This is a genomic window from Quyinboa ferrireducens (assembly GCF_042436675.1).
Classification (GTDB): Bacteria; Bacteroidota; Bacteroidia; order Bacteroidales; family UBA5342; genus JBHJHP01.
Map to the genome: position 1 here is coordinate 118034 of NZ_JBHMVA010000011.1, position 22021 is coordinate 140054.

General features: G+C 39.4%; 20 protein-coding genes and 1 other RNA gene. 6 read left to right on the forward strand and 15 right to left on the reverse strand.

Annotation, left to right across the window (positions count from 1 at the left end; genetic code table 11):
- Window positions 1-149 precede the first annotated feature (149 nt).
- Window positions 150-2144 carry an ATP-binding protein gene (locus ACE01N_RS14930; RefSeq protein ID WP_380590640.1) on the forward strand — a complete coding sequence of 665 codons (1995 nt, stop codon included), beginning with the start codon at window positions 150-152 and terminating at the stop codon, window positions 2142-2144.
- A 51-nt stretch (window positions 2145-2195) separates the two neighbouring features.
- On the opposite strand, the gene ACE01N_RS14935 is transcribed toward ACE01N_RS14930, so the two are convergent.
- The gene (locus tag ACE01N_RS14935; protein ID WP_380590643.1) at window positions 2196-2846 is read right to left on the reverse strand and encodes a porin family protein; all 651 of its coding nucleotides are present in this window, start codon (window positions 2844-2846) and stop codon (window positions 2196-2198) included.
- A 262-nt stretch (window positions 2847-3108) separates the two neighbouring features.
- Between ACE01N_RS14935 and ACE01N_RS14940 the strand changes: the two genes are divergently transcribed.
- Window positions 3109-4473, forward strand: a complete 1365-nt coding sequence (locus ACE01N_RS14940) for a sigma-54-dependent transcriptional regulator (RefSeq protein WP_380590646.1) — start codon at window positions 3109-3111, stop codon at window positions 4471-4473.
- 2 nt (window positions 4474-4475) lie between these two features.
- Here the strand turns inward: ACE01N_RS14940 and ACE01N_RS14945 are convergent, their stop codons facing one another.
- The 5 genes from ACE01N_RS14945 to ACE01N_RS14965 all read right to left on the reverse strand — a co-directional run bounded on the left by ACE01N_RS14945 (window position 4476) and on the right by ACE01N_RS14965 (window position 8847).
- A complete protein-coding gene (locus ACE01N_RS14945; protein ID WP_380590649.1) occupies window positions 4476-5894 on the reverse strand; it encodes a YhjD/YihY/BrkB family envelope integrity protein in 1419 nt (472 codons plus the stop codon).
- 13 nt (window positions 5895-5907) lie between these two features.
- Window positions 5908-6253, reverse strand: an RNA gene (gene rnpB / locus ACE01N_RS14950) — RNase P RNA component class A.
- Between the two features lie 326 nt (window positions 6254-6579).
- The gene (locus ACE01N_RS14955) at window positions 6580-7032 is read right to left on the reverse strand and encodes a DUF302 domain-containing protein (RefSeq protein WP_380590652.1); all 453 of its coding nucleotides are present in this window, start codon (window positions 7030-7032) and stop codon (window positions 6580-6582) included.
- A gap of 361 nt (window positions 7033-7393) precedes the next feature.
- Window positions 7394-7804 (reverse strand): hypothetical protein, encoded by a 411-nt coding sequence (locus tag ACE01N_RS14960; RefSeq protein ID WP_380590655.1) that lies wholly within the window; start codon window positions 7802-7804, stop codon window positions 7394-7396.
- 44 nt (window positions 7805-7848) lie between these two features.
- Entirely contained in the window at window positions 7849-8847 is a 999-nt protein-coding gene (locus tag ACE01N_RS14965) for a type I phosphomannose isomerase catalytic subunit (protein ID WP_380590658.1), read from the reverse strand.
- A gap of 130 nt (window positions 8848-8977) precedes the next feature.
- Here ACE01N_RS14965 and ACE01N_RS14970 point away from each other — a divergent pair, with 130 nt between their 5' ends.
- From ACE01N_RS14970 to trpS, 3 genes are read left to right on the forward strand one after another with little or no spacing between them, the layout of a single operon-like run.
- Window positions 8978-10597, forward strand: a complete 1620-nt coding sequence (locus ACE01N_RS14970; protein ID WP_380590661.1) for an alkaline phosphatase family protein — start codon at window positions 8978-8980, stop codon at window positions 10595-10597.
- A gap of 34 nt (window positions 10598-10631) precedes the next feature.
- Window positions 10632-11399 (forward strand): TIGR00266 family protein, encoded by a 768-nt coding sequence (locus ACE01N_RS14975; RefSeq protein WP_380590664.1) that lies wholly within the window; start codon window positions 10632-10634, stop codon window positions 11397-11399.
- A gap of 40 nt (window positions 11400-11439) precedes the next feature.
- Window positions 11440-12420 (forward strand): tryptophan--tRNA ligase, encoded by a 981-nt coding sequence (gene trpS, locus ACE01N_RS14980; RefSeq protein ID WP_380590666.1) that lies wholly within the window; start codon window positions 11440-11442, stop codon window positions 12418-12420.
- An 84-nt stretch (window positions 12421-12504) separates the two neighbouring features.
- On the opposite strand, the gene ACE01N_RS14985 is transcribed toward trpS, so the two are convergent.
- A complete protein-coding gene (locus ACE01N_RS14985) occupies window positions 12505-12981 on the reverse strand; it encodes a threonine/serine exporter family protein (protein WP_380590669.1) in 477 nt (158 codons plus the stop codon).
- A 3-nt stretch (window positions 12982-12984) separates the two neighbouring features.
- Entirely contained in the window at window positions 12985-13773 is a 789-nt protein-coding gene (locus ACE01N_RS14990) for a threonine/serine exporter family protein (RefSeq protein WP_380590672.1), read from the reverse strand.
- Window positions 13774-13966: 193 nt separating this feature from the next.
- On the opposite strand from ACE01N_RS14990, the gene ACE01N_RS14995 reads away from it, so the two are divergent.
- On the forward strand, window positions 13967-14494 hold the full coding sequence (locus ACE01N_RS14995; RefSeq protein ID WP_375729791.1) for a gamma carbonic anhydrase family protein: 528 nt from the start codon (window positions 13967-13969) through the stop codon (window positions 14492-14494).
- Window positions 14495-14530: 36 nt separating this feature from the next.
- Here the strand turns inward: ACE01N_RS14995 and murI are convergent, their stop codons facing one another.
- The 7 genes from murI to ACE01N_RS15030 all read right to left on the reverse strand — a co-directional run bounded on the left by murI (window position 14531) and on the right by ACE01N_RS15030 (window position 21962).
- Window positions 14531-15382, reverse strand: coding sequence for a glutamate racemase (murI, locus tag ACE01N_RS15000; RefSeq protein WP_380590676.1), 852 nt, complete (start codon window positions 15380-15382; stop codon window positions 14531-14533).
- Window positions 15366-15905 (reverse strand): OmpH/Skp family outer membrane protein, encoded by a 540-nt coding sequence (locus ACE01N_RS15005; protein WP_380590679.1) that lies wholly within the window; start codon window positions 15903-15905, stop codon window positions 15366-15368. The genes murI and ACE01N_RS15005 overlap by 17 nt, the downstream gene beginning before the upstream one ends.
- A 91-nt stretch (window positions 15906-15996) precedes the next feature.
- Window positions 15997-17232, reverse strand: coding sequence for a phosphoserine phosphatase SerB (serB, locus tag ACE01N_RS15010; protein ID WP_380590682.1), 1236 nt, complete (start codon window positions 17230-17232; stop codon window positions 15997-15999).
- A 6-nt stretch (window positions 17233-17238) separates the two neighbouring features.
- Complete coding sequence (locus tag ACE01N_RS15015; RefSeq protein WP_380590685.1) at window positions 17239-18939, reverse strand: glutamine--tRNA ligase/YqeY domain fusion protein; 1701 nt, start codon at window positions 18937-18939, stop codon at window positions 17239-17241.
- A 209-nt stretch (window positions 18940-19148) separates the two neighbouring features.
- Window positions 19149-20027 (reverse strand): GTPase Era, encoded by an 879-nt coding sequence (gene era / locus ACE01N_RS15020; RefSeq protein ID WP_380590688.1) that lies wholly within the window; start codon window positions 20025-20027, stop codon window positions 19149-19151.
- 103 nt (window positions 20028-20130) lie between these two features.
- Window positions 20131-21186 (reverse strand): glycosyltransferase, encoded by a 1056-nt coding sequence (locus ACE01N_RS15025; protein ID WP_380590691.1) that lies wholly within the window; start codon window positions 21184-21186, stop codon window positions 20131-20133.
- The gene (locus tag ACE01N_RS15030) at window positions 21186-21962 is read right to left on the reverse strand and encodes a radical SAM protein (protein ID WP_380590694.1); all 777 of its coding nucleotides are present in this window, start codon (window positions 21960-21962) and stop codon (window positions 21186-21188) included. Before ACE01N_RS15030 ends, ACE01N_RS15025 begins: the two co-directional genes overlap by 1 nt.
- Window positions 21963-22021: the final 59 nt, after the last annotated feature.

The window sequence follows — 22021 nt, forward strand, 5'->3', positions numbered from 1 at the left end:
TTCCGTATTCAAAAATATATCAGCTTGTTACCATCAAAACCTTCCCTTTAATAATTGTAATGCCCTGAAACATATACAGGAAATTAAACAATGGTATGCACCTTGTTGTATAAGTATTAAATCAATTTTCATGGTGAAAAATAGTTAAGATGAAAATTCCGCTTGATGATGTAATACTGGAGAAGTTATTGACGACAGAGTCGCACAACGAGGAATATAATAATATCGCAAATTTGCTGAATTTAATTCCTTCTGTCATTCTTATTGTTGATCCTGAAGGTAAAATCGTTTTTGTCAATGATGCTGCATGTAAGGTTCTTGGATCAGACTGCAAAGTCCTTGCCGGTAAGAGTTTTGAAAAATTTATTGTACCAGGTGACAAGAACACTTATAACCAGCTACTTAAAACCATAGAGAATTCGGGTACCATTCCTGAAACATTTATCCTGAAAATTTATTCTTCCGAAGAGGACATCGTTACTCTTAGCTGTAATAACACCTTAATAAAATCAGAAAATGACGATTATGGATTGCTGATTTCAGCCACCGATATTTCCCAGCTGATGCATCATTATCAGGTGCTTGAACTCAAGCTTCGAAAAACAATTGATGAAGCTGAAAATGCCAATAAAATAAAAAGTGAATTTCTGGCCAATATCAGCCATGAGATAAGAACACCATTAAATGCAATAATTGGCTTCTCTGAACAATTGAGCCAGACCGAATTACAGGATCAACAGGAAGAATTTGTCAAGGTCATATCCAAATCATCAGAACATTTGCTCTACCTGGTAAACGACATACTTATCTTATCAAAGATTGAGGCTAATGCTATAAAATTCGACGTATCTCCATTTAAAGTTGAATCGGTAATAACATACATTTACAACACTCTTAAAATAAAAGCAGAACAAAAGGATCTGATCTTCACTTACGACATTGACCCCCGACTGAATATGGTTATAAAAGGCGATCCCTTCCGCTTGCGGCAAATCATTATTAACCTGGTAAATAATGCTATAAAATTTACGCACAATGGTTATGTGGAAATGAAATGCTTTATGATTTCGGATCAGGATGATGAAGTAAAAATCAGGTTCGATGTTATGGATACAGGTATTGGTATCAGCACCGATAAAATGGCTACAATTTTTGATCAGTTTAGTCAGGCTGACTCACGGATCACCAAACGTTACGGAGGGACAGGACTTGGGCTTACTATTTGCAAAAACCTGATCGAAAAACAAAACGGCAGCCTGACCGTAAAAAGTGAAGAAGGAATGGGAACCCGGTTCAGCTTTGTATTACCTTTCAAAAAGGGTAAGGAACATGAATTATCGGACGACACCATAGAGAATTTTGATTTTATGGAATTGTCTGACAAACATATTTTATTGGTGGATGATGACAGTGTCAACAGGTTACTGGGGAAAACGATTCTTGAAAAATTAAAATGTAGCTACGAACTGGCGGGCAATGGACAAGAAGCCATAAAAATACTAAACGAAAATAGCTTTGATGTGGTGTTGCTCGACATCCATATGCCGGATATCAGTGGCCTGGATGTGGCAAAATATGTACGTAAAGAACTTAATAATAAGAACATTAAACTCATTGCGGTTACTGCTGATGTATTTAATGAGGACATTAAAAATTATTATTCTGCCGGTATTGACGGTTACTTAATAAAACCTTACCGTGAACTTGAGTTGTACAATGTGCTACGTAAAGTATTAAAACTTAAACCGGTTAAGAATTCTAAAAGTGCTGAAAAAGTAATCGTTACATCTGCAAAGACCCAATTGTATAACCTAAGGCAACTGAAAGATATTGCCGAAGGTAATAACGAATTTATTGTAAATATGATCCTAACCTTTATCACGAATTCAGAGACTGCCATTAAGGAGTTCCGAGAATATCTGGAACGTGATAAATGGAATTCCATCAAAGAAACGGCCCATCGGCTGCTTCCTTCCTACCGCCATCTTGAAGCATATGCTATAATTGACATGCTGACTGACATTAAAAACCTCACATCCAGTCAGTTTGGAAAAGACAAATCCTCTGAACTTGTGGAAAGTGTGACTTCAAAAATGAGAGAAGTTATCGAGAAATTAAGAAAAGAAGCAGACTCAATAAAATAAAAGCATATTATGGTATTTGCTTCTGTTGATACGATATCAGAAATATCTCTTTTAAAACTGTATACCAACATATACCTGAATTACACGGTTTTTTGAATCTTTTAATAACGTTTCAGCCAAATCGTCGTCCTGCTTTGCCACAGGATTAATACCGATTTTGTAATCTACACCGGCAAATACCGGAGCAAAGTTCAATTCCAGTCCGGCAACCACACCGTAGTCTACTTTGTTAAAATACTTCTCATCCAGATCGTCACTACTGGTTATATTAATAGAATTAAGAATTTCGGCTGTTGTTTCCGATTTGGCATTCAGTAAAATTGCAGCATAGGGGCCCAAATTAAAATGCAGGTTATCGGTAACAGAATAAGACAGTAATACCGGAATATCAATATAATCAAGTCTGAAGTCGGTCTGTCCATTCGAAAGTTCCAAACCCGCAAACGTATTTTTGAATTCAGCCTTAGAACCAAAGGTTGAAAACAAGACTTCCGGCTGAACCGAAAAGTTACTGACAAGAGGAATTAAGTAAGAAAAACCTGCCATATATCCGGCTTTATAGCTGTTATCTGAATTATCAGTATTTAATGTGGATAAATTCAGACCTCCCTTTATTCTGAATGATTCATTTTGTGCGCTAACAATAGAGCAGGTTAATGGTAACAACACTACAAGTGTTAAAAGTTTGAAATATTTTCGCATAATTTTATCGTTTAAAATTTACTTTTAACTTACATGCCAATTGTGTACCATAACACAATATCTTCTGCAAATGTCTTCCAACGTGCTTATATATAGCACTTCAGAAATTTTCAATATTATTTCACCTGTTTATTAAATCCACAATAAGTGGGAAATATCTACAGTATTAACCCCCATTAACACATTGAACCAATGTATTTCGTGCATGTTTTATAAGTAAGTTAAGAACATCATCGTTCCCTCAATACATCAAATATTTTATATGAAAAACCCGATATTAATCATAGACGACGACACATATATCAGTGATCTTCTGGTAAGGTATTTAAATCAGAAAGGTTATGCCGCCACAGGAACATATTCAGGTGAACAGGGGAAAAAACTGATTCTTCAAAACACGTATGATGTTATTTTATGCGATTATCGTCTTCCTGATACGAACGGAGAGGAAATGCTTGCTTTCGTCAAACAGAACAAAGCAAGCACTCCTATTATTATAATGACCGCCTATCAGGAAATTAAAACCGCTGTAAAACTTATTAAGAACGGTGCATATGATTATGTGACCAAGCCGGTTCTTCCTGATCAGATACTCCATTTGGTTTCAGGTGCCTGTGCAACTGTTAAACATGATCCTTCTGTGGAATTTTCATCAGGATTTATAACAGGACAAAGCAATAAAATTAAAAAAGTTTTATCCTATTGCGAGATCGTTGCTCCAACAGATGTGATGGTTATACTGCAGGGCGAAACCGGTTCAGGAAAGGAGTACATTGCAAGAGCCATACATAATTTAAGTGAACGAAAGGATAAACCGTTTGTAGCAGTAGACTGTGGAGCGCTGCCTAAAGAGCTTGCAAACAGTGAACTTTTTGGCCATTTAAAAGGATCATTTACCGGAGCAATTAATGACAAAAAGGGGTACTTTGAACAGGCTAAAGGTGGAACCTTATTTCTGGACGAGGTAGGAAACCTGACCTATGAAAATCAGGTGAAATTATTAAGAGCCCTTCAGGAAAAAGTTATATACCGCGTAGGAGGAAATAAACCCATAAAAACAGATGTTCGTATAATTACAGCCACAAATGAGGACCTGGCTGAAATGGTAAAACGCAATGAATTCCGCGAAGATCTTTATCATCGGTTAAATGGCTTTAAAATCAAGATTCCACCATTGCGCAAACGCATCGAAGACATTCCCGAATTTGTTAATTATTTTATCCATAAAGCCAATAAATCTTTCAATAAATCTGTAAAGAAGCTAAGTGATGAAGTAAATGACATTTTTATGAATTACAGGTGGGACGGAAATATCAGGGAGTTACGCAATGTGATTAACCGGTCCGTTTTACTAACCAGTGGCGACGAGATTACAACGGATGTATTACCTGAAGAGTTTACTGTAAAAGAAGAAAATAAAGGCCTTGATATTCAATCCGCAATACTAACTCAGGATGGCATACCAGACCTTCGCGAAGTAACTTCTCTAACCGAAAAAGAATTAATATTAAATGCTCTGGATGAGGCTAAATACAATAAATCAAAGGCCGCTAAAATGCTGAATATTGACCGTAAAACGCTGTACAATAAATTAAAAACCTACAACATTGATGTAGCACGGCAATAAACTTATTTCAGCGTAAGATCTTTGATACAGATATTTTCATCCGAAAGAATAAATTTTTCCTCTGCATTCAGGATGGTTTGTCTGAGTTTTTTATAAGCTGACTGTCTTAGCGGTAGAAAATTACTGCTCCCCAGATTATCCATCTTAAACCGGACATATTGAATAGTTATAATATCGATATCAACCGCCGGTTGGTATGCAGTATCATCAATCGTATTAACTTCAGAAATGATCCCTGCCCTTTGCAGGTCACTCATAATTTTACGCACCAGCCTTACCGGAATATTTTCGGCATCAGCAATTTCACTGGCTTTCAGAGGTTGCTCTCCCTCTTTAAACCGCTCTATGATAAGATAGAGAATATAAAACAATATCGTATTTCTGTATGCTATACTAATATCCTTAATATCACTGTCGTATAAGAAGTTTTTATTATTCTGGATCGCAAAAGAAAATTCCGCACCGTATAATACCAGAACCCAACCCAACTGCAGAAACATCAGGAATAGCGGTAGTGCGGCAAACGTTCCGTAAACCGCATTGATCCGCGAAAGATAAACCTGCCCGTTAATATAACCATACTGCAGAAACTGGAATAAAATACCAACCAGAATTCCTGCGATCAAAGCCGGAACTACTTTAACCTTGGTATTTGGGATCACGATATAAAAAAGGAAAAATACCAGACTGTAAAGCACATAAGGTGCAACGGTTGCAAAGACTAAAGTTACTGGTCCAATTGCAAAATCAAGTCCCAAAATACTGAACAGCTCCTCTATTCTGGTTGTAACAAACACATTGGCTCCCGCCGAAAATATAATGATTACCGGCGCCAGGATCATAAAGCCAAAATAGTCTGTGTATTTTCGCAAAATCGATCGCGGCTTTCGGATCTGCCAGATATCATTAAAGGTATTTTCAATATGGCTCAGCATATTTATAACTGACCAAAACAGTATAATCAGCCCAATTCCAAGAATAAAGCCCTCCTGTGTTTTATCTAGATATTTATACGCAAATCCAAGTATTTTTTCGGCCACATTGGTCTTCCGGGTTTGCTGAACAGAATCCGGGTACATAGCTGTATCAGCTGCATTCTGAACAACCGACAGAGAATCGGATGTGATAACAATGGTCTGATCACTAAAATTTTTAATGATTTGTTCCTCAATATAATTCTGAAAGCCAAACCCCCTGGCAATTCCAAGCAATAACGCCAGAATCGGCACTACAGCCCACAACGAATAATAGGTAAGTGCAGATGCTCGAAGTTGCACCTTGTCTTCAAGAAACCCTCGTATGGACAAGGCCAAAACTCTGAACGGCTTCATCAGATAACGTTTCCATGTGGAAAGTTCCTTTTCAGGTATCCTCCAGATGTCCTGAGTGACAAACCTTATCAGGTCATTTAATTTGCTCATAACAGATAGATTAAAAAGCAGCAGGCCTGTAAGCCGGGTTCTGTATCACGAAATACATCGGGATGCCTGTCATTTATCTGAGCGACCTACCCCTCCCGTCTTCCGAAGAATAAAGCGGGCAGCTTTACGCGGGATATACATGGTCTTGCAACCCGTAAGATGTACAGCTATCTGTGTCGCCACAAATACTGGTGGGCTCTTACCCCACCTTTTCACCCTTATCCCGATGTACATCGGGACGGTTATTTTCTGTTACATTACTATGCCTTCACAAACATCTTCGCTTTCCGAAGTACGGCGCCCTGTGTTGCCCGGACTTTCCTCCCCGCCAAAGGTGGAGCGACAGACCGGCCTGCTGGTGCTGCAAAGGTACAAAAATATATATTCGAAGAGTTTACCGGCTAAAATGAATTAAATTAAACACTTATATGCTATTTTATGCTGATCCAAAACAAAAAACCGCCCATGGTTTGGCGTTGCCTCCAGGCTATGTCATAATTAATCAAAGCTTTAATTTTTTGACGTGGAGAAAAACGCTATACCGAACACTTTCATGATAAATTATGACCCTGTAAGGGGCAAATTAAATGAACCAAGGTTCAATGAGCCAAGCGAATACCACCCTGGGACAAAAAAAACCGTCCAGTGTAACTGAACGGTTTTCCGAATAAATAAAAAACGGGTATTAAAGATTGCTTAACGCCTCCTTAAATCGTTTGGTGACTTCTGCCGCTACTTTGTCCAGTTCAGGATTATTAATATTTTTCATTACTTCTGAAGGATTGATCATAACCACCTCGACTTTTGAATCATCAACCTGTTTTACCACGACTTTACAGGGAAGAAACAAACCAATATTCGGTTCTGCCCGTAAGGTCTTATACGCAAAACCCGGATTGCAGACACCCAGAATCAGGTAGGGCTTCATATCTACATTATCAAGTTTTTCTTTTAAAACTTTATCCATTTGCGTTTCTGTGGTTACTCCAAATCCCTGTTCTTTCAGTACATCTTTGGTTTTCTGTACCACTTCTTTATAATTTCCATTTATGGTTTTACTCAGGTAATAATCCTGAGCATTTGCCGCAAATACTGCCATAAAACTCAGTAAAACCATAGCATACAAACTCTTTCTCATAATATTTCAATTAATGTTTCATATTAAACATATAGAATATTATATATGTTTTCAGCAAAAAACATTTGTTAGGAATTTTTAGGAAATATGAGCGTTGATTTACGTGCAATCACAAGATTTTAAGATCATCTGATGATAGCTAATACCAGGCCAGGAATAATATTATCCTATAAATCTTTATGAAAGTATGTTATTTTAAACGACATTTCTTATATTTGTCTCCACGATACTCAACCTGAATCAAAATTTCCAATCATTTTACCAGAAATTTCAGGTTGTGTTTAATCGAATCAAAATCACCTCAACAGGCTGAGGGTTTTAAAATAGTTAAGGATCGATGAGAGCTTTCGCCCGAAAGCTCTCATTTTTTATGCTGTATGATTAAATCAAAAATACGCGAAAAATTAGTGATGGTCTTTTCGGCATAGTAAACCAGTCCATCGTACAACGCCAGTTTTTCCGGCATATGATTACCACGGCGGATATCTTCCTCATCGTGCGACAGCAACAAAATGATCAGGGTATCATTTTTTTCTGTTATGGTATCGTCAACATCAAGCCACTTTATTTTCAGGTTTTCTTCATCCAGTATCTCAATATTAATCTCAAAAAAATCACGCTGAAAAACTTCCACCAATAACTTTGAGTTTGAAAATTTATTTTCAAACAGGAACCTGAAATATAAGTCGATGCTTTCGCTTTTTACCCACTTGTGCCCTTTTGATTTTATATGCTCTTTGATGTCAGCAATCGTTTCTTCTATATTTTCCATAATGCTTATTTGTACATATGAAACCAAAACACAGACAAAATGTTTTAAGCCTGTTCAAAATCCGCTTCGTAGTAAATCTCCAACAGCTTTGCCTCTCCTTTGGGTATAAAGCTAATTTCTCTCAATTCGGCAGGGATAAGTACCGTTTCGCCGGCTTTAACCGTAACAGGTTCATTCTCTGATTCAATGACAGCCTCACCTTCCACACACATAATAATCTCGAATGAATCCAACAGGTAATAGTCGCGTTTTATGGTTTGATCCAAATGTAACATATTAACTGTAAAATATTTATTGCGTTGCAAATTAACCGCTTTATTAAGCTCAGGTTCATATTTTGTAACAAACGCTTCCGGTTTACTGTAATCAATTACATTCAGCGAATCTTCAATATGCAGATCCCTTAAATTTCCATTATCATCTTTGCGGTTATAATCGTACAAGCGGTAGGTCACATCAGAGGTTTGCTGAATTTCGGCCACTACAACACCGGCACACAATGCGTGAACCCGTCCGACGGGAATCATAAACACATCACCTTTTTTCACCGGAAATTTGGTAAGGATATCTTCAAAGTTACCATCATCGATGCATTTTTGCACTTCTTCACTGGTCACCTCTTTCGAAAATCCCGGAATAATATAAGCACCCGGCTTGGCATCCATTACATACCACATCTCGTTCTTCCCCAGTTTGCCGTGGTGTTCTGCCGCATATTCATCATTAGGATGAACCTGAATACTTAAATCCGCGTTGGCATCAATAAATTTTATCAGCAAGGGAATAACGGTTCCGAATTTTTCGAATACCGCATCACCCACCAGGTCACCCATGTAAACCTCAATCAATTCATCCAAAGGATTGCCAGCCAGAAAACCGTTGGATACAACCGAAACGCTTCCTTCCACCGAACTTATTTCCAGCGATTCACCAACCTTTGAATTTTCCTTTGCGTTTTTATTCAGTTTCTCTTTCAGATAACTTCCTCCCCAGATTTTTTCATGAAGTACCGGCTCAAATTTTATGGGATATAATAGACTCATATTTTCTGTTTTTTTGCAAATGTAGGTTTTATCGTCATTTAAAGCTAAAGGAATTATAAAAAGTGGAAAATTTCTGAATCCTGAATGCGTTAGGTTAAAATGGAGTACTATTTTTGTTTAAAATACGATTATGAAGTCAAAACTAATATATTCACTTATTGCATGCTTGCTGATTTTTAGCACTGGAGCCAACAGTCAGATTCCGGTTCCACCTGAAAAGCCCAAATTAATCATCGGTATTGTCATCGACCAGATGCACCCGGATTATCTTAACCGTTACTACAACAATTTTACCGAAAAAGGGTTTCGGATCTTTATCGATAACGGATATACCTTCAGCAATGCTTCATACAGCTATGCATTCTCACATAAGGGACCGGATCAGGCCACGCTGGTTACCGGAACAACACCACGTTATCATGGCATTACCGGCATAGAATGGTATAACCGTAAATCACTTAAAACGGAACCTATCACAGCCGATGAACGTGCCATAACCATTGGGTTAACACCTTCTCAAAGCGCCTATAATGCAGCTAACATGAATGCCTCCACCATTGGCGATGAACTGAAACTCAGCACGTACGGAAATTCAAAAGTTGTTTCGGTGGCACTGGAACCGACACAGGCTGTTTTGCTGGCCGGGCATGCTGCAGATGGCGCATACTGGCTGGATGAGAAAACCGGTAAAATTATTTCCAGTGATGCATATATGGCCTGGCTTCCTGACTGGGTGGATGCCTTTAATCTGAAAAATTTTCCGGCCTTTTACATGAAAGCGAAGTGGGATCTTTTACTTCCGGAAAATAAATATCTGTACGATGCAAAAAAGCGGATTTACAAAGATTATTCGCTACCGCAGTCGTTTGAATCCAATGCATCAAAGCCAAACCCGTATGCCTTTCTTAAGGCAACACCTTTCGGCAATATGATTCTGAAGGATTTTGTCATTGACGCTATAGAAGGAGAAAAACTGGGAGAAGACGATTTTACAGACCTGCTGTTTGTCAACTTTTCATCGTTGGGACAGAAAGCACTGGAATACGGCCCCTACTCCATTGAAATGGAAGATAATTACATCCGGCTCGACCGCGAAATTGAAGACCTGATTAAAACCGTTGAAAAAGAAGTTGGTCGCAATAATGTATTGTTCTTTTTAACCGGATCGCAAAGGGCTCCGATCAACCCTGAATATCTTGAGGAATATAATATTCCGTCCGGTTATTTTAAAACGGATCGGGCCATGGCACTGCTCAACACTTATCTGATGGCCTTTTACGGGCAAGGCCGATGGGTTGAACATTATTATGGCCAGCAGATCTATCTGAACAAAGAGCTGATAGAATCTTCTAAAATTTCGTTTAAAGAAGTTCAGGATAAAACGGCAGCCTTTATGAAGGAATTTACCGGCGTTGCGTTTGCAGCGCCAACACATCTGTTCAGTGAAAATGAGTACCAGTCGGGAGTTCTGAAAAAAATGCAGGAATCCTATAACAAGGAACATTGCGGTGACGTATTCCTGATGCTGGAACCGGGTTGGATTGAAGAACCCGGGGACGATTACAACAATGAAGTTTACGGATTATCAGACACCCGTGTTCCTCTGAGTTTTTATGGTTGGAAAGTGGGACGCGGCGAAAGTCCCCAACCTGTAAAGATCAGTGATATCATACCAACAATATGCAGTATGACAGGGATTCCTATGCCAAACAGTGCCACAGGAACACCGATAAAGTCACTTAATCCCTGAAATAATTAACATAAACTCTATAAACAAATACGCTATGCAATCACACGAAATTGACTATCAGATTAAAGGTCACGATGTACAACTTGTTGAAATTGAACTCGATCCGATGGAAACAGTTATAGCCGAAGCCGGCGCCATGTTGTACATGGACGAAGGAATTAATTATACCGCCCGCATGGGAGACGGATCAACGCCCAACGAGGGACTGTTTGGTAAACTTCTGAAAGGTGCCGGCAGGCTTATCACCGGTGAAAGCCTTTTTGTAACCCATTTTACCAATCAGGGATACGGAAAAAAGCGTGTGGCTTTTTCGGCACCATATCCGGGAACTATTATTCCGCTTCATCTGCAAAATCTGGGCTACAGGGTTACGGTTCAACGCGATGCCTTTTTATGTGCTGCCTTAGGAACCAAAATTTCGGTTACGTTCAGTAAACGACTTGGATCAGGATTATTTGGCGGCGAAGGTTTTATTCTTCAGAAACTGGAAGGAGACGGACTGGCATTTGTTCATGCAGGCGGAACCGTAATTGAAAAGGAACTGAACGGCGAATCACTGTTTGTGGATACGGGTTGTCTGGTCGGGTTCACCGATGGCATTGATTACAATATCAGTCAGGCCGGCGGACTGCGTTCCATGGTATTTGGTGGAGAAGGTCTGTTCCTGGCACATTTAAGAGGAACAGGGAAAGTATGGTTGCAGTCTATGCCAATCAGCAAACTGATTGCAGCTATTGCTCCGGCAGGAAAAAACAGCGGAAAAGAAACCGGCGGTTTGCTGGGAAATTTACTTCAGGACTAAGCAGTATTTTTATTACTTTTGCAGCCGTTAATTTAAAGACATGGAAACAGTAGTAAGCGGAATAAGACCAACAGGAAACCTGCATCTTGGCAATTATTTTGGTGCAGTAAGGAACTTTATAAAAATGCAAAACGAGTATAACTGCTTTTTTTTCATTGCAGACTGGCACTCGCTTACTACACATCCAAAACCAGGCGATCTTAAAAAGAATGTTCGTCAGGTTCTGGCAGAATATCTTGCCTGCGGCATTGATCCAGAGAAGGCAACCATCTATGTTCAGAGCGATGTAAAGGAGATCCTCGAACTCTACCTGCTTCTGAACATGAACGCTTATCTTGGCGAACTGGAACGAACCACATCGTTTAAGGAAAAGGCTCGCAAACAGCCAAATAACGTAAATGCAGGCCTGCTCACCTATCCTATTCTTATGGCCAGTGATATTATTATTCACAAAGCACATAAAGTACCGGTTGGAAAAGATCAGGAACAGAACCTGGAAATGACCCGCAAATTTGCCAAGCGGTTTAACGGTATGTATGGCGAACTTTTCCCCCTACCGCAACCTTTTACGTTTTACGGAACAGATCTGATTAAAGTTCCGGGACTTGACGGAAGCGGGAAAATGGGAAAATCTGAAGGAAACGGAATATTTCTGGTGGATTCCGATAAAGAGATCCGTAAAAAAGTGATGCGTGCTGTAACAGACAACGGCCCGACTAAGGAAAACTCAGAAAAACCGGAACCGGTTCAGAACCTGTTCACCTTGCTGGACATTGTTTCCACACCGGATACTGTTGCTCATTTCGATGCTTTATATAATAAATGTGAGATCCGTTATGGTGATATGAAAAAACAACTGGCAGAAGATATCATCAGGTTTATTGCACCGATCCGGGAAAAAATTGAAGACATTTACAACGATGAAGCATTCCTTGATAAAGTCACAAAAACGGGTGCAGAAAAAGCCCGTGAAAGTGCTTCAAAAACTTTGGCTGAAGCTAAGAAATTAATGGGTTTATAAATAAAAACTGATTTTACCATATATAAAAAAACCGCAAACATCTGCGGTTTTTTTATTGTTATAATATTTGCATGTTATTTAATACTAAGCTCTCTTTTTTACCGATTCTTTTCTACTCAGTAAAATAGGTAATCCAACACCTAAAGCCAGCGCCAATAGAATAAACGATGCCTTTAAACCATTATTGACTGTCTCGGCCATGATCCTGTTATAATCTCCGGCACCAACATCTTCTGTCAATTGCATTAAGCCCAACATCATACGGTAAGTGAATACCCCCGGAACCATTGGTATTACAGCAGGTATTGCAAACACCATTGGAGGCGCATGTTTGTAATGTGCTGCATAACTGCTCACAAAACCAACTGTTACCGCACCACCAAAAGAAGCAATGGTTATGTTGATACCAAATTTTAATAACAGAAATTTGACCAGACCGCCTAACGCCCCAATAACGAAGATGACTTTCAATGTTCTTAATGGCACATTGAACAAGATGGCAAAACCAATGGCTGCAAATCCAAGCCATATCCCTTTCTCTAAAAAAGCTAACCATTCCATATGCTACAACTGACAAATTTGTATTGCAAGCAATAAACCAAAGGCAATTGCAAATGCAATGATTAAACCATTCACACTCCTCACAATACCATTCATGATATTACCGTGGATCAAATCAGAGAAAGAATTAATCAGGGGCACTCCGGGAATAAGGTATAACACTGAAGCAGACAGGGCATATTCCTGAACAGATCCTCCGAATTTAACAAACAATCCGGCAATCAGCGAAGAGACGAAGGATGCAAAAAAGATGCATAAGTAAGGATTAAATTTTCTCTTAACTGCTTCCTGACGCACATAAAGTCCTGCAAATGTTGCAATAAAAGCAACCAGCATCTCCTCCCATCCTCCTCCAAACAGTCTGCAAAATGCTGCATCTGCAATACCAACCATTAACAGTATAACCAACCTGGGATAATGAGGCAACTCCAACAACCGGTCAAGCTCAGTATTTATCTGGTCTATATTCCAGCCTTCCTGTACAACTTTCCAGCTCATAATGCTTATGCCGGAAACCACACTGAAATTCACACCGTGCGGAGAAGTTCTTTTCAGGCTGCTGTGAAAATGGTCTTCATTCTCATCGCTTACCGTAAGCATCAATGCCCTGTGTGTAATCAACAACTCTGTTGTACAATTAAAAGCACCTGAAATGCGCTCCACCGTCATCCTTATTCTCCTGGTATTAGCACCACAACTCATAAGGTTGGATCCAACCCGCAAAAGCGCTTTCCCCAGTTCCTTTATATCTACCTTGTCCGCAGCATTTGCGGATATTACCTGTGCATCCATAAATCTCAAGTCTCGCCGCAAAATTACGAAATGCCTCAGATCCGAAGTAATAACATACACGGGCAATTATCGATTTAACATATTTTCACATTCCTCATCTAACGCATTCAGCAGTCATAAAATGTGTCATAATATCAAATCCTTCATCCTGCACTTTCCCCATTTTTCCATATTTTTGCAAAAAATAAATACAATGGCATTGATAAAGAAAGTTCGCGGTTTTATTCCAAAAATAGGAGATAACTGTTACCTGGCAGAAACTGCAGTGGTAATTGGTGATGTGGTGATGGGCGACAATTGCAGCATTTGGTACAATGCTGTTCTCAGGGGCGATGTAAATTCCATCAGAATTGGGAACAACGTCAATATTCAGGATGGATCTGTACTGCATACACTTTATGAAAAATCAACAGTTGATATTGGCAACAACGTTTCAGTTGGCCACAACGTAACCATTCACGGAGCCAAAATATGCGACAATGTTTTGATCGGTATCGGCGCAACGGTTTTGGATCATGCCGAAATTGGAGAAAACTCAATTATTGCTGCCAACTCTCTGGTTTTAACAGGCACCAAAGTTGAGCCCAACAGTGTTTATGCCGGTGTTCCTGCTAAAAAAGTGAAAGACATTGAACCGGAACAAAGCAAGGAAATGATCCACAAAATTGCCAACAATTATGCCATGTATGCAAGCTGGTATAAAGAAGGGGACAGTTGGTAAGGTTAAGTTTATAAGTTACGAGTTTAGAGTTACAAGTTATAATGTAATGTGTTGGGCTTCGATGGGCTCGTTGTAAAACAGGTTTGCAAGCTCGTTAAACTTCTCCGGATTTTCTGTTGTGAAAAATTCAACATTTCCTGTTTTTCGTATTTTTTCATCCATCTCAGGATGCCGTTTCAGGTAATCCTTCAAACTTTCCGCAATAACAGGTCCCTGCGAAATAACCTGAATACCTTCGTGCATAAAAGACTTTATCTTATGCATCAGCAGTGGATAATGCGTGCAGCCCAAAATAATGGTATCAACCTTCGGATCATTTTGCAAAAGATTATCAATATGTTGCTTTATAAAATAATCTGCACCGTCAGAATCTGCCTCACCATTTTCAACGAGCGGAACCCACATGGGACATGCCTCTCCCGAGACAATTAACTCATGATGTAATTTATTGATTTCAATAGGATAAGACCCGGACTGAATGGTTCCGGTTGTTCCGAAAACACCAACATGTTTTGATGTGGTTATATCACCAACAATCTCGACACTGGGGCGTATAACACCCAAAACTCTTCTGTTGGGATCAATAAAAGGAAGATGTTTTTGCTGAATGGTTCGTAAAGCTTTAGCTGAAGCTGTATTACAGGCCAGGATAATCAGGTGGCACCCCATTTCAAACAGCCGGGTTACTGCTTCCAGGGTATATTCCAGAACCACATCGTACGAACGGGTTCCGTAAGGTGTGCGGGCATTATCGCCAAGGTAAATAAAATCGTGATTTGGTAGTGCAGTTACCAGATCCCTGAGGATAGTCAGACCACCGTAACCGGAATCGAACACTCCTATGGGACCTGGCAAATCAAACAATATTTTTCTATTGTGCTGTTGCATTATCTTCTGTTATACCAAGCTTTTTAAGCACAAGCGGCATAATATCGACACTCTGATCTCCCATGTAAAGAACTTCGCCTTTAGACAGATCAAAAATATAGGTGAAACCGTTTTCCTTACCAACTTCTTCAACAGCTTTCCGGGCTTTATCCAGAATAGGCTGAGTCAGCTCTGACTGCTTTTGCTGCATGCCTTGCTGTGCAGACTGGTAAAAATCCTGAATATTCTGGCTCATCATCTGCAATTCCTTCTCCCGTGACTGACGAGCAATGGCATCAAGTGTCTTACTTTCGCTTACATATTTGCTGTTAAGTTTCTGTAATTCACCCTGCATCATCTTCAGCTTTTCATTATTACTTGTCTGAAGATCTTCGAGTGTCCCCATTGCCTTATCCATTTCGGGCATCTTCTGTAAAAGAGCCTGACTATCAATATGTCCGAATTTGTACTTTGTCTGTCCCTGGATATTCATTACTGCAAATGGCAGTACTACTAGCAGAAATAAAATTGCTGTTTTTTTCATTTTTTGAAATTTTCAATTTGTTATAATATCATTCGACCCGATATTTAAACCCAAAACAATCGTATGTCTTGTGTCTGATATCTTATGTCTTCTATTTATTCCCGTGATCAATCATTAAATCATTAAAACCCAGAAGGTATAGTATTCCATCCAATCCTACAGATGATATAGCATGCTGTGCATTCTCCTTTACTTTTGGTTTGGCGTGATATGCAATACCCAGACCAGCCAGATTTAACATCGGAAGATCATTTGCTCCATCGCCCACTGCAATAACCTGTTCCAGATTAAGCTTTTCAACCTGGGCTAAAAGCTTTAGCAACTCAGCCTTGCGTTTACCATCAACTATTTCACTAACATACCCGCCGGTAAGCTTGTCATTCTCTATTTCAAATTCATTGGCGTAAACATAATCTATATCAAGCTTACGTTTTAAAAATTCTCCAAAAAAGGTGAATCCACCCGACAAAATAGCAATTTTGAAGCCAAACTTTTTAAGCGTTGAAATAAGCCTTGCTGCACCTTCAGTAACGGGAAGGTTTTCAGCTATCTCATTAAGAACCGATACCTCAAGCCCCCGGAGCAATGACAAACGCTTTTTAAAGCTTTCACTAAAATCAATCTCGCCCCTCATAGCTGATTCTGTTATAGCCCTGACCTGTTCTCCCACGCCATGACGTTCAGCCATTTCATCTATCACTTCCGTCTGGATCAATGTTGAATCCATATCGAAGCACACCAGCCTTCGGTTCCTGCGATAAATGTTATCTTCCTGAAAAGCAACATCAATACCCTGCTCCTTAGATAAATCCATGAAGCTTTTCTGCATCAGTGCTTTATCGCTTAAAAATCCTCTTACCGACAACTGTACGCACGATCTGGACTGATTATTCGCTGCATCTAACGGAATTCTTCCCGTTAAGCGCGTAATATTATCAATATTCAGTCCCTGTGATGCAATTAGTCCGGTGACTGAAGAAATCTGCTTAGCACTTAACTTGCGCCCCAGAAGCGTGACAATATACCGGTTTTTACCCTGCATCCCAACCCAGTGGGAATAATCTTCATACGAAACCGGACTAAAGCTGGCATTCAATTCCAGTTCATAAGCTTTAAAAAGCAAATCCTTTAACACCGGAGCCGATTCATTATTGGATGGCACTTCAAACAAAATCCCTAGTGAAAGCGTGTTGTGAATATCTGCCTGACCAATATCCAGAATATTACAATCGTATCTGGCTAAAATGCCGGTTAAAGCCGATGTGAGTCCCGGTTTATCTTCACCGGTAATCTTTAATAATAGCAGCTCGTTTTTTAATTCACTCATAAAAGCCTATTTGCCGGCCTGTTTCGCCCAACTGTCCCTTAACGGAACTGTTCTGTTAAAAATCAGCGCGCCCTTTTTTGAATCCGGATCAACATTAAAATACCCGATGCGCTGGAACTGGAAGTTTTGTAAAGGCTCAGCATTTTCTAACGATGGTTCAACTTTGCAACCTTTAAGAATTTTCAGGGAATCTTTGTTCAGGAACTCCAGAAAATCCTTATCCTTATGCCCTAATGGTGCTTCATCAAGAAAAAGTCTGTCGTATAACCTTACTTCAGCATCCACACAATGCTTCACACTTACCCAATGTAACGTTCCTTTCACCTTTCGGTTACTATCAGGCATGCCACTTTTTGTTAACGGATCATACGTACAATACAATTCCTCGATTTCCCCGGTATCGCTATTCTTCTTAAAACCAGTACATTTAACAATGTATGCACCTTTTAAACGCACTTCGCGGTCAGGACCCAAACGGAAGAATTTTTTTGGAGGATCTTCCATAAAATCGTTCCTCTCAATATAAATTTCTTTTGAGAAAGGAATCGTTCTGCTTCCCATGGATTCATCCTCAGGATTATTAATGATCTCCATATCCTCAACCAGATCATCGGGATAATTGGTAATCACCAGTTTCAAAGGATCCAGAACTGCATTTACACGAGGAGCACGCTTATTCAGATCATCGCGCACACTATGCTCTAAAAGTGCAAAATCGTTGAGTGCCTCAAACTTGGTGTAACCAATCCTGTCCACAAAATTACGGATGGATTCCGGTGTATAACCACGGCGTCGTAATCCGCTTAAAGTCGGCATACGCGGATCATCCCAGCCACTCACATAACCTTCCTGGACTAACTGCAACAGTTTACGTTTACTCATCACAGTATAATTCAGGTTCAATCGGTTAAATTCAATCTGGCGCGGACGGTAATCGCTATCCATTAGCTGATCGACAAACCAGTTGTATAAGGGTCTGTGAACCTCAAATTCCAGTGTACACAAAGAATGTGTAATCCCTTCGAAATAGTCGCTTTGCCCATGTGCAAAATCGTACATCGGGTAAACATGCCATGTATCGCCGGTACGGTGATGCGATCGGTTTAATATTCTGTACATGATAGGATCACGCATGTGCATATTAGGCGATGCCATATCAATCTTTGCACGTAATACCTTGGCTCCTTCTGCAAACTCTCCTGCATTCATGCGCTGGAACAAATCGAGGTTTTCCTCAACCGACCTGCTTCTGTAAGGGCTTTCTTTTCCGGGCGATGTTGGCGTACCTTTTTGACCGGCTATTTCTTCCGAACTCTGATCATCCACGTAAGCCAGTCCTCTTTTTATAAGATCGACAGCAAAATCGTACAGTTTGCCGAAATAATCAGAGGCGTAAAATTCCCTGTCCTCCCAGTCGAACCCAAGCCATTTAATATCCTCTTTTATGGAATCTACATATTCCACATCTTCTTTTACCGGGTTGGTGTCGTCGAACCGAAGGTTACACTTTCCACCAAACCGTTCTGCAACTCCAAAGTCGAGACATATCGCTTTGGCATGACCAATGTGCAGATATCCGTTAGGCTCGGGCGGGAAACGGGTGTGTACCCTTTTATTATTTTTTCCTGCTTCGATATCCTGAACCACAAATTCCTCAATAAAATTCAGTGGCTTCCTTTCGATGTCCTTTTCGTTTACTTCGCCCATATATCACAAAAATTTTGACCGCAAATTTACTAATTTCAATAGAAGTATAACAGGTTTTATTGTATTTGTTGGTTTGATCCAAATTATACCGATTACGAAACACATTAAGCCATTGGTTCAGCCATACCCAATGTCTTTGTTTTTCAGTACCGGCTTTTAACCAATTCAAAAATATTTTTTATTTATCCTAATCATTTTCGAAATTGGTATCATTCGTAACCAAACTGTTTCAATTGGTTATCATTATTTCGCCAATCTTTCTGAACTTTTACAAAAATTTGCAGAAATACCTGCTTGCCCAGAAACTTCTCAATATCCTTACGCGCCTCTGTACCAACACCCTTCAAAGCCTTTCCCTGATTGCCGATGATGATTCCTTTTTGCGAATCGCGTTCAACCAGAATTACGGCATTAATATGAATAATTTTTTTATCCTCCTTGAATTGCTCTATGTTCACCTCTGTTGAATATGGAACCTCCTCTTTGTACCGCTCGAAAATTTTTTCACGGATGATCTCGGAAATAAAAAACCGCTCCGGACGATCAGTCAAGGCATCTTTTTCAAAATACGGAGGTGAATCCGGCAATAAAGACACAATACGCTTAAATAAAAGGTCGGCATTGAACTTATGCAAAGCCGATATAGGATAAATCTCTGCCTTAGGCAACTGCTGCTTCCAGTAATCAACTAATTCTTCCAGCTTTTTCTGGTCCGTCAAATCGATTTTATTGATGACCACAATCTGGTGTGCATCCGTCTTGTTTACTTTCTCGATGAATTCAATATTTTTCTCCTTAGTTTCCACAACATCAGTGACATACAACAGAACATCTGCATCTTCCAATGCAGAATTTGAGAATTTAAGCATCGACTCCTGCAATTTGTAATGCGGCTTAACAACTCCCGGTGTATCTGAAAATATAATCTGAAAATCTTCCCCGTTAATGATGCCAAGAATCCGGTGCCGTGTTGTCTGAGATTTATTAGTTATAATGGACAACCTCTCTCCCACAAACAAATTCATCAGGGTTGACTTTCCTACGTTGGGGTTACCTACAATATTTACAAATCCTGCTTTATGTGCCATCAACTTTGTTTTGAATTTAACTCGCCAAAAGTACTATAAATTTCAATTCATGCTCAAATTGCATAGTTATGACTGAGTTATGTTTGAATTTATTCTGATTATTTTACACAATTTCAGATATAACTACATCCAGATAGTTATTTTTAATATCCGGAAGCTTACATTCCGTTTTCACCACCTCCGGTTTCAGAAAAACAAAATTATATTGATCCTGAACCATAAACCAACTGTTTTCATCAGCCGTTTCAGCAATGTATTCCTGCTCGCTTTGTCCTGGTGTCGGTACAATAATTGCCGGTGTTTCCGAAATAATAAGGTCCATCACCGATGAATATCCCGACCGACAAACCACGTAACTGCAATCCTGTAAAAGTTTTTTAAGAACAATTGTCTCCGCAATATTATAAACCATCACATTATCAGTCAACGCCTTTCCCAAAAGTTTTTCAGTTCCCCGAACCAGAATAATTTTCTCGTCGGTATGATACGCTGCAGAAATTATTATGTTCTCGAAAATTGAACGCTGAGGTTCCGGCCCGGAAAGAATGACAAGTATATGTTTGTGACTTCTGTTATGTTCAATATTATTGAACCGACTCATAAAACCGATGTATTTCAACTTCTTGGAAAGTCCGTCATGGTTAGTAAGCCCCTTAAATAATTTATCAGGATTATCAGGGACAAGACATGCATCATATTTACCCATCCAGTATCGGTGAACAGCCGATGGCAAAAGCCATGGGCCAAGATTAGCAGGCTTGAGAATATTTACCTGATGTGTGAGATAAACTGACCGCACCTTTCTACACCTGCAACTGAACCTGTTATCCGAAAAAATAAACTGAACAGAGTTTTGTTGAATAAACTTCCGTATCCGTATTTTGTCGCTCACAAATACTCTCATAAAATGTGGTATTTGGAGCAGCAATCTCCTTACCTGTTTTTTACGTTTCGAATATTTGGGTTCATACGGCATTAGTTCCAGAAACTGAACATCACGGAGTTCCTTAATTATGAAAGAATTGTATAAGTATCCGCTTGTTGCTATGGTGATTTTAAACCCTCGTTCCTGCAGATTTTGAATAAGTGGAACTGAACGTGTGGCATGGCCCAGTCCCCAATCGAGAATACAATATATTATGTGTTTCTCATCAGGCATCAGGCAATTTCGAAAGCAATATTATTTTCTTTAAGCCTTTCGGCAATGGCAGTTAATTCTTCGCGACTGATTTTTTCAATGGAATTAACGGGTGTATCCCGCGAAATTGAATAGATCATGACATATTGAGGATGTATTTCTTTCAGCGCTTCTATCCAGGCATCGACTTCTATATTTGTTGTATTATCAAAATGATTCCCGTTAACCTCTCCACGGCAGAACAAAGTTTGAATTATCAGCTTCCCGTTAAAAACCTTCAATTGTTGAATACATTCTTTAATGCTAAAATTTCCATTAGGATTATTAACCAGTTTCACTGTTTCTTCAATAACAGAATCCAGCTTTAGGATATTCATATCTACAAGATTCAACGCTTCAATCACATTCTCATTCCATATTCTTGTTGAATTTGACAGCACCGAAACTTTAGCTTCCGGGCAAAATTCATCCCGTGAAGCTATGGTATTTTTAATGATCTGAAGAAAATTGGGGTGTAATGTAGGCTCACCATTACCAGCAAAGGTTATAACATCAGGTGGTTGATTCGTATCCGAAAGCTCTTTAAGCTTTGCCCTTAATTCAACATCAATCTCATCTGCATCGGGTAACCCTTTTCTCTGTGGTATTCGTTCGTCGTTTAATCCACACTCACAATAAATGCAGTCAAAGGAACAAATTTTACCACTTGTCGGTAACAAATTTATTCCTAATGATGCACCCAACCGCCTGCTCTTAACAGGTCCAAAGACAATAGAATCGAATAGAAAAGTTGCCATCTTACATTAAATTACTGCAAAAGTAAAAAAGTAATTGATTGAAGACAGCAAATTAAAAT

Coding starts and splice junctions, on each gene's coding strand:
- ACE01N_RS14975 (WP_380590664.1), top strand. CDS start 10,632: ATGCAATCACACGAAATTGACTATCAGATTAAAGGTCACGATGTACAA.
- ACE01N_RS14995 (WP_375729791.1), top strand. CDS start 13,967: ATGGCATTGATAAAGAAAGTTCGCGGTTTTATTCCAAAAATAGGAGAT.
- ACE01N_RS14960 (WP_380590655.1), bottom strand. CDS start 7,804: ATGGAAAATATAGAAGAAACGATTGCTGACATCAAAGAGCATATAAAA.
- ACE01N_RS15030 (WP_380590694.1), bottom strand. CDS start 21,962: ATGGCAACTTTTCTATTCGATTCTATTGTCTTTGGACCTGTTAAGAGC.
- era (WP_380590688.1), bottom strand. CDS start 20,027: ATGGCACATAAAGCAGGATTTGTAAATATTGTAGGTAACCCCAACGTA.
- trpS (WP_380590666.1), top strand. CDS start 11,440: ATGGAAACAGTAGTAAGCGGAATAAGACCAACAGGAAACCTGCATCTT.
- murI (WP_380590676.1), bottom strand. CDS start 15,382: ATGCAACAGCACAATAGAAAAATATTGTTTGATTTGCCAGGTCCCATA.
- ACE01N_RS14970 (WP_380590661.1), top strand. CDS start 8,978: ATGAAGTCAAAACTAATATATTCACTTATTGCATGCTTGCTGATTTTT.
- ACE01N_RS15025 (WP_380590691.1), bottom strand. CDS start 21,186: ATGCCTGATGAGAAACACATAATATATTGTATTCTCGATTGGGGACTG.
- ACE01N_RS15015 (WP_380590685.1), bottom strand. CDS start 18,939: ATGGGCGAAGTAAACGAAAAGGACATCGAAAGGAAGCCACTGAATTTT.
- ACE01N_RS14940 (WP_380590646.1), top strand. CDS start 3,109: ATGAAAAACCCGATATTAATCATAGACGACGACACATATATCAGTGAT.
- serB (WP_380590682.1), bottom strand. CDS start 17,232: ATGAGTGAATTAAAAAACGAGCTGCTATTATTAAAGATTACCGGTGAA.
- ACE01N_RS14945 (WP_380590649.1), bottom strand. CDS start 5,894: ATGAGCAAATTAAATGACCTGATAAGGTTTGTCACTCAGGACATCTGG.
- ACE01N_RS14985 (WP_380590669.1), bottom strand. CDS start 12,981: ATGGAATGGTTAGCTTTTTTAGAGAAAGGGATATGGCTTGGATTTGCA.
- ACE01N_RS14955 (WP_380590652.1), bottom strand. CDS start 7,032: ATGAGAAAGAGTTTGTATGCTATGGTTTTACTGAGTTTTATGGCAGTA.
- ACE01N_RS14930 (WP_380590640.1), top strand. CDS start 150: ATGAAAATTCCGCTTGATGATGTAATACTGGAGAAGTTATTGACGACA.
- ACE01N_RS14965 (WP_380590658.1), bottom strand. CDS start 8,847: ATGAGTCTATTATATCCCATAAAATTTGAGCCGGTACTTCATGAAAAA.
- ACE01N_RS14935 (WP_380590643.1), bottom strand. CDS start 2,846: ATGCGAAAATATTTCAAACTTTTAACACTTGTAGTGTTGTTACCATTA.
- ACE01N_RS14990 (WP_380590672.1), bottom strand. CDS start 13,773: ATGGATGCACAGGTAATATCCGCAAATGCTGCGGACAAGGTAGATATA.
- ACE01N_RS15005 (WP_380590679.1), bottom strand. CDS start 15,905: ATGAAAAAAACAGCAATTTTATTTCTGCTAGTAGTACTGCCATTTGCA.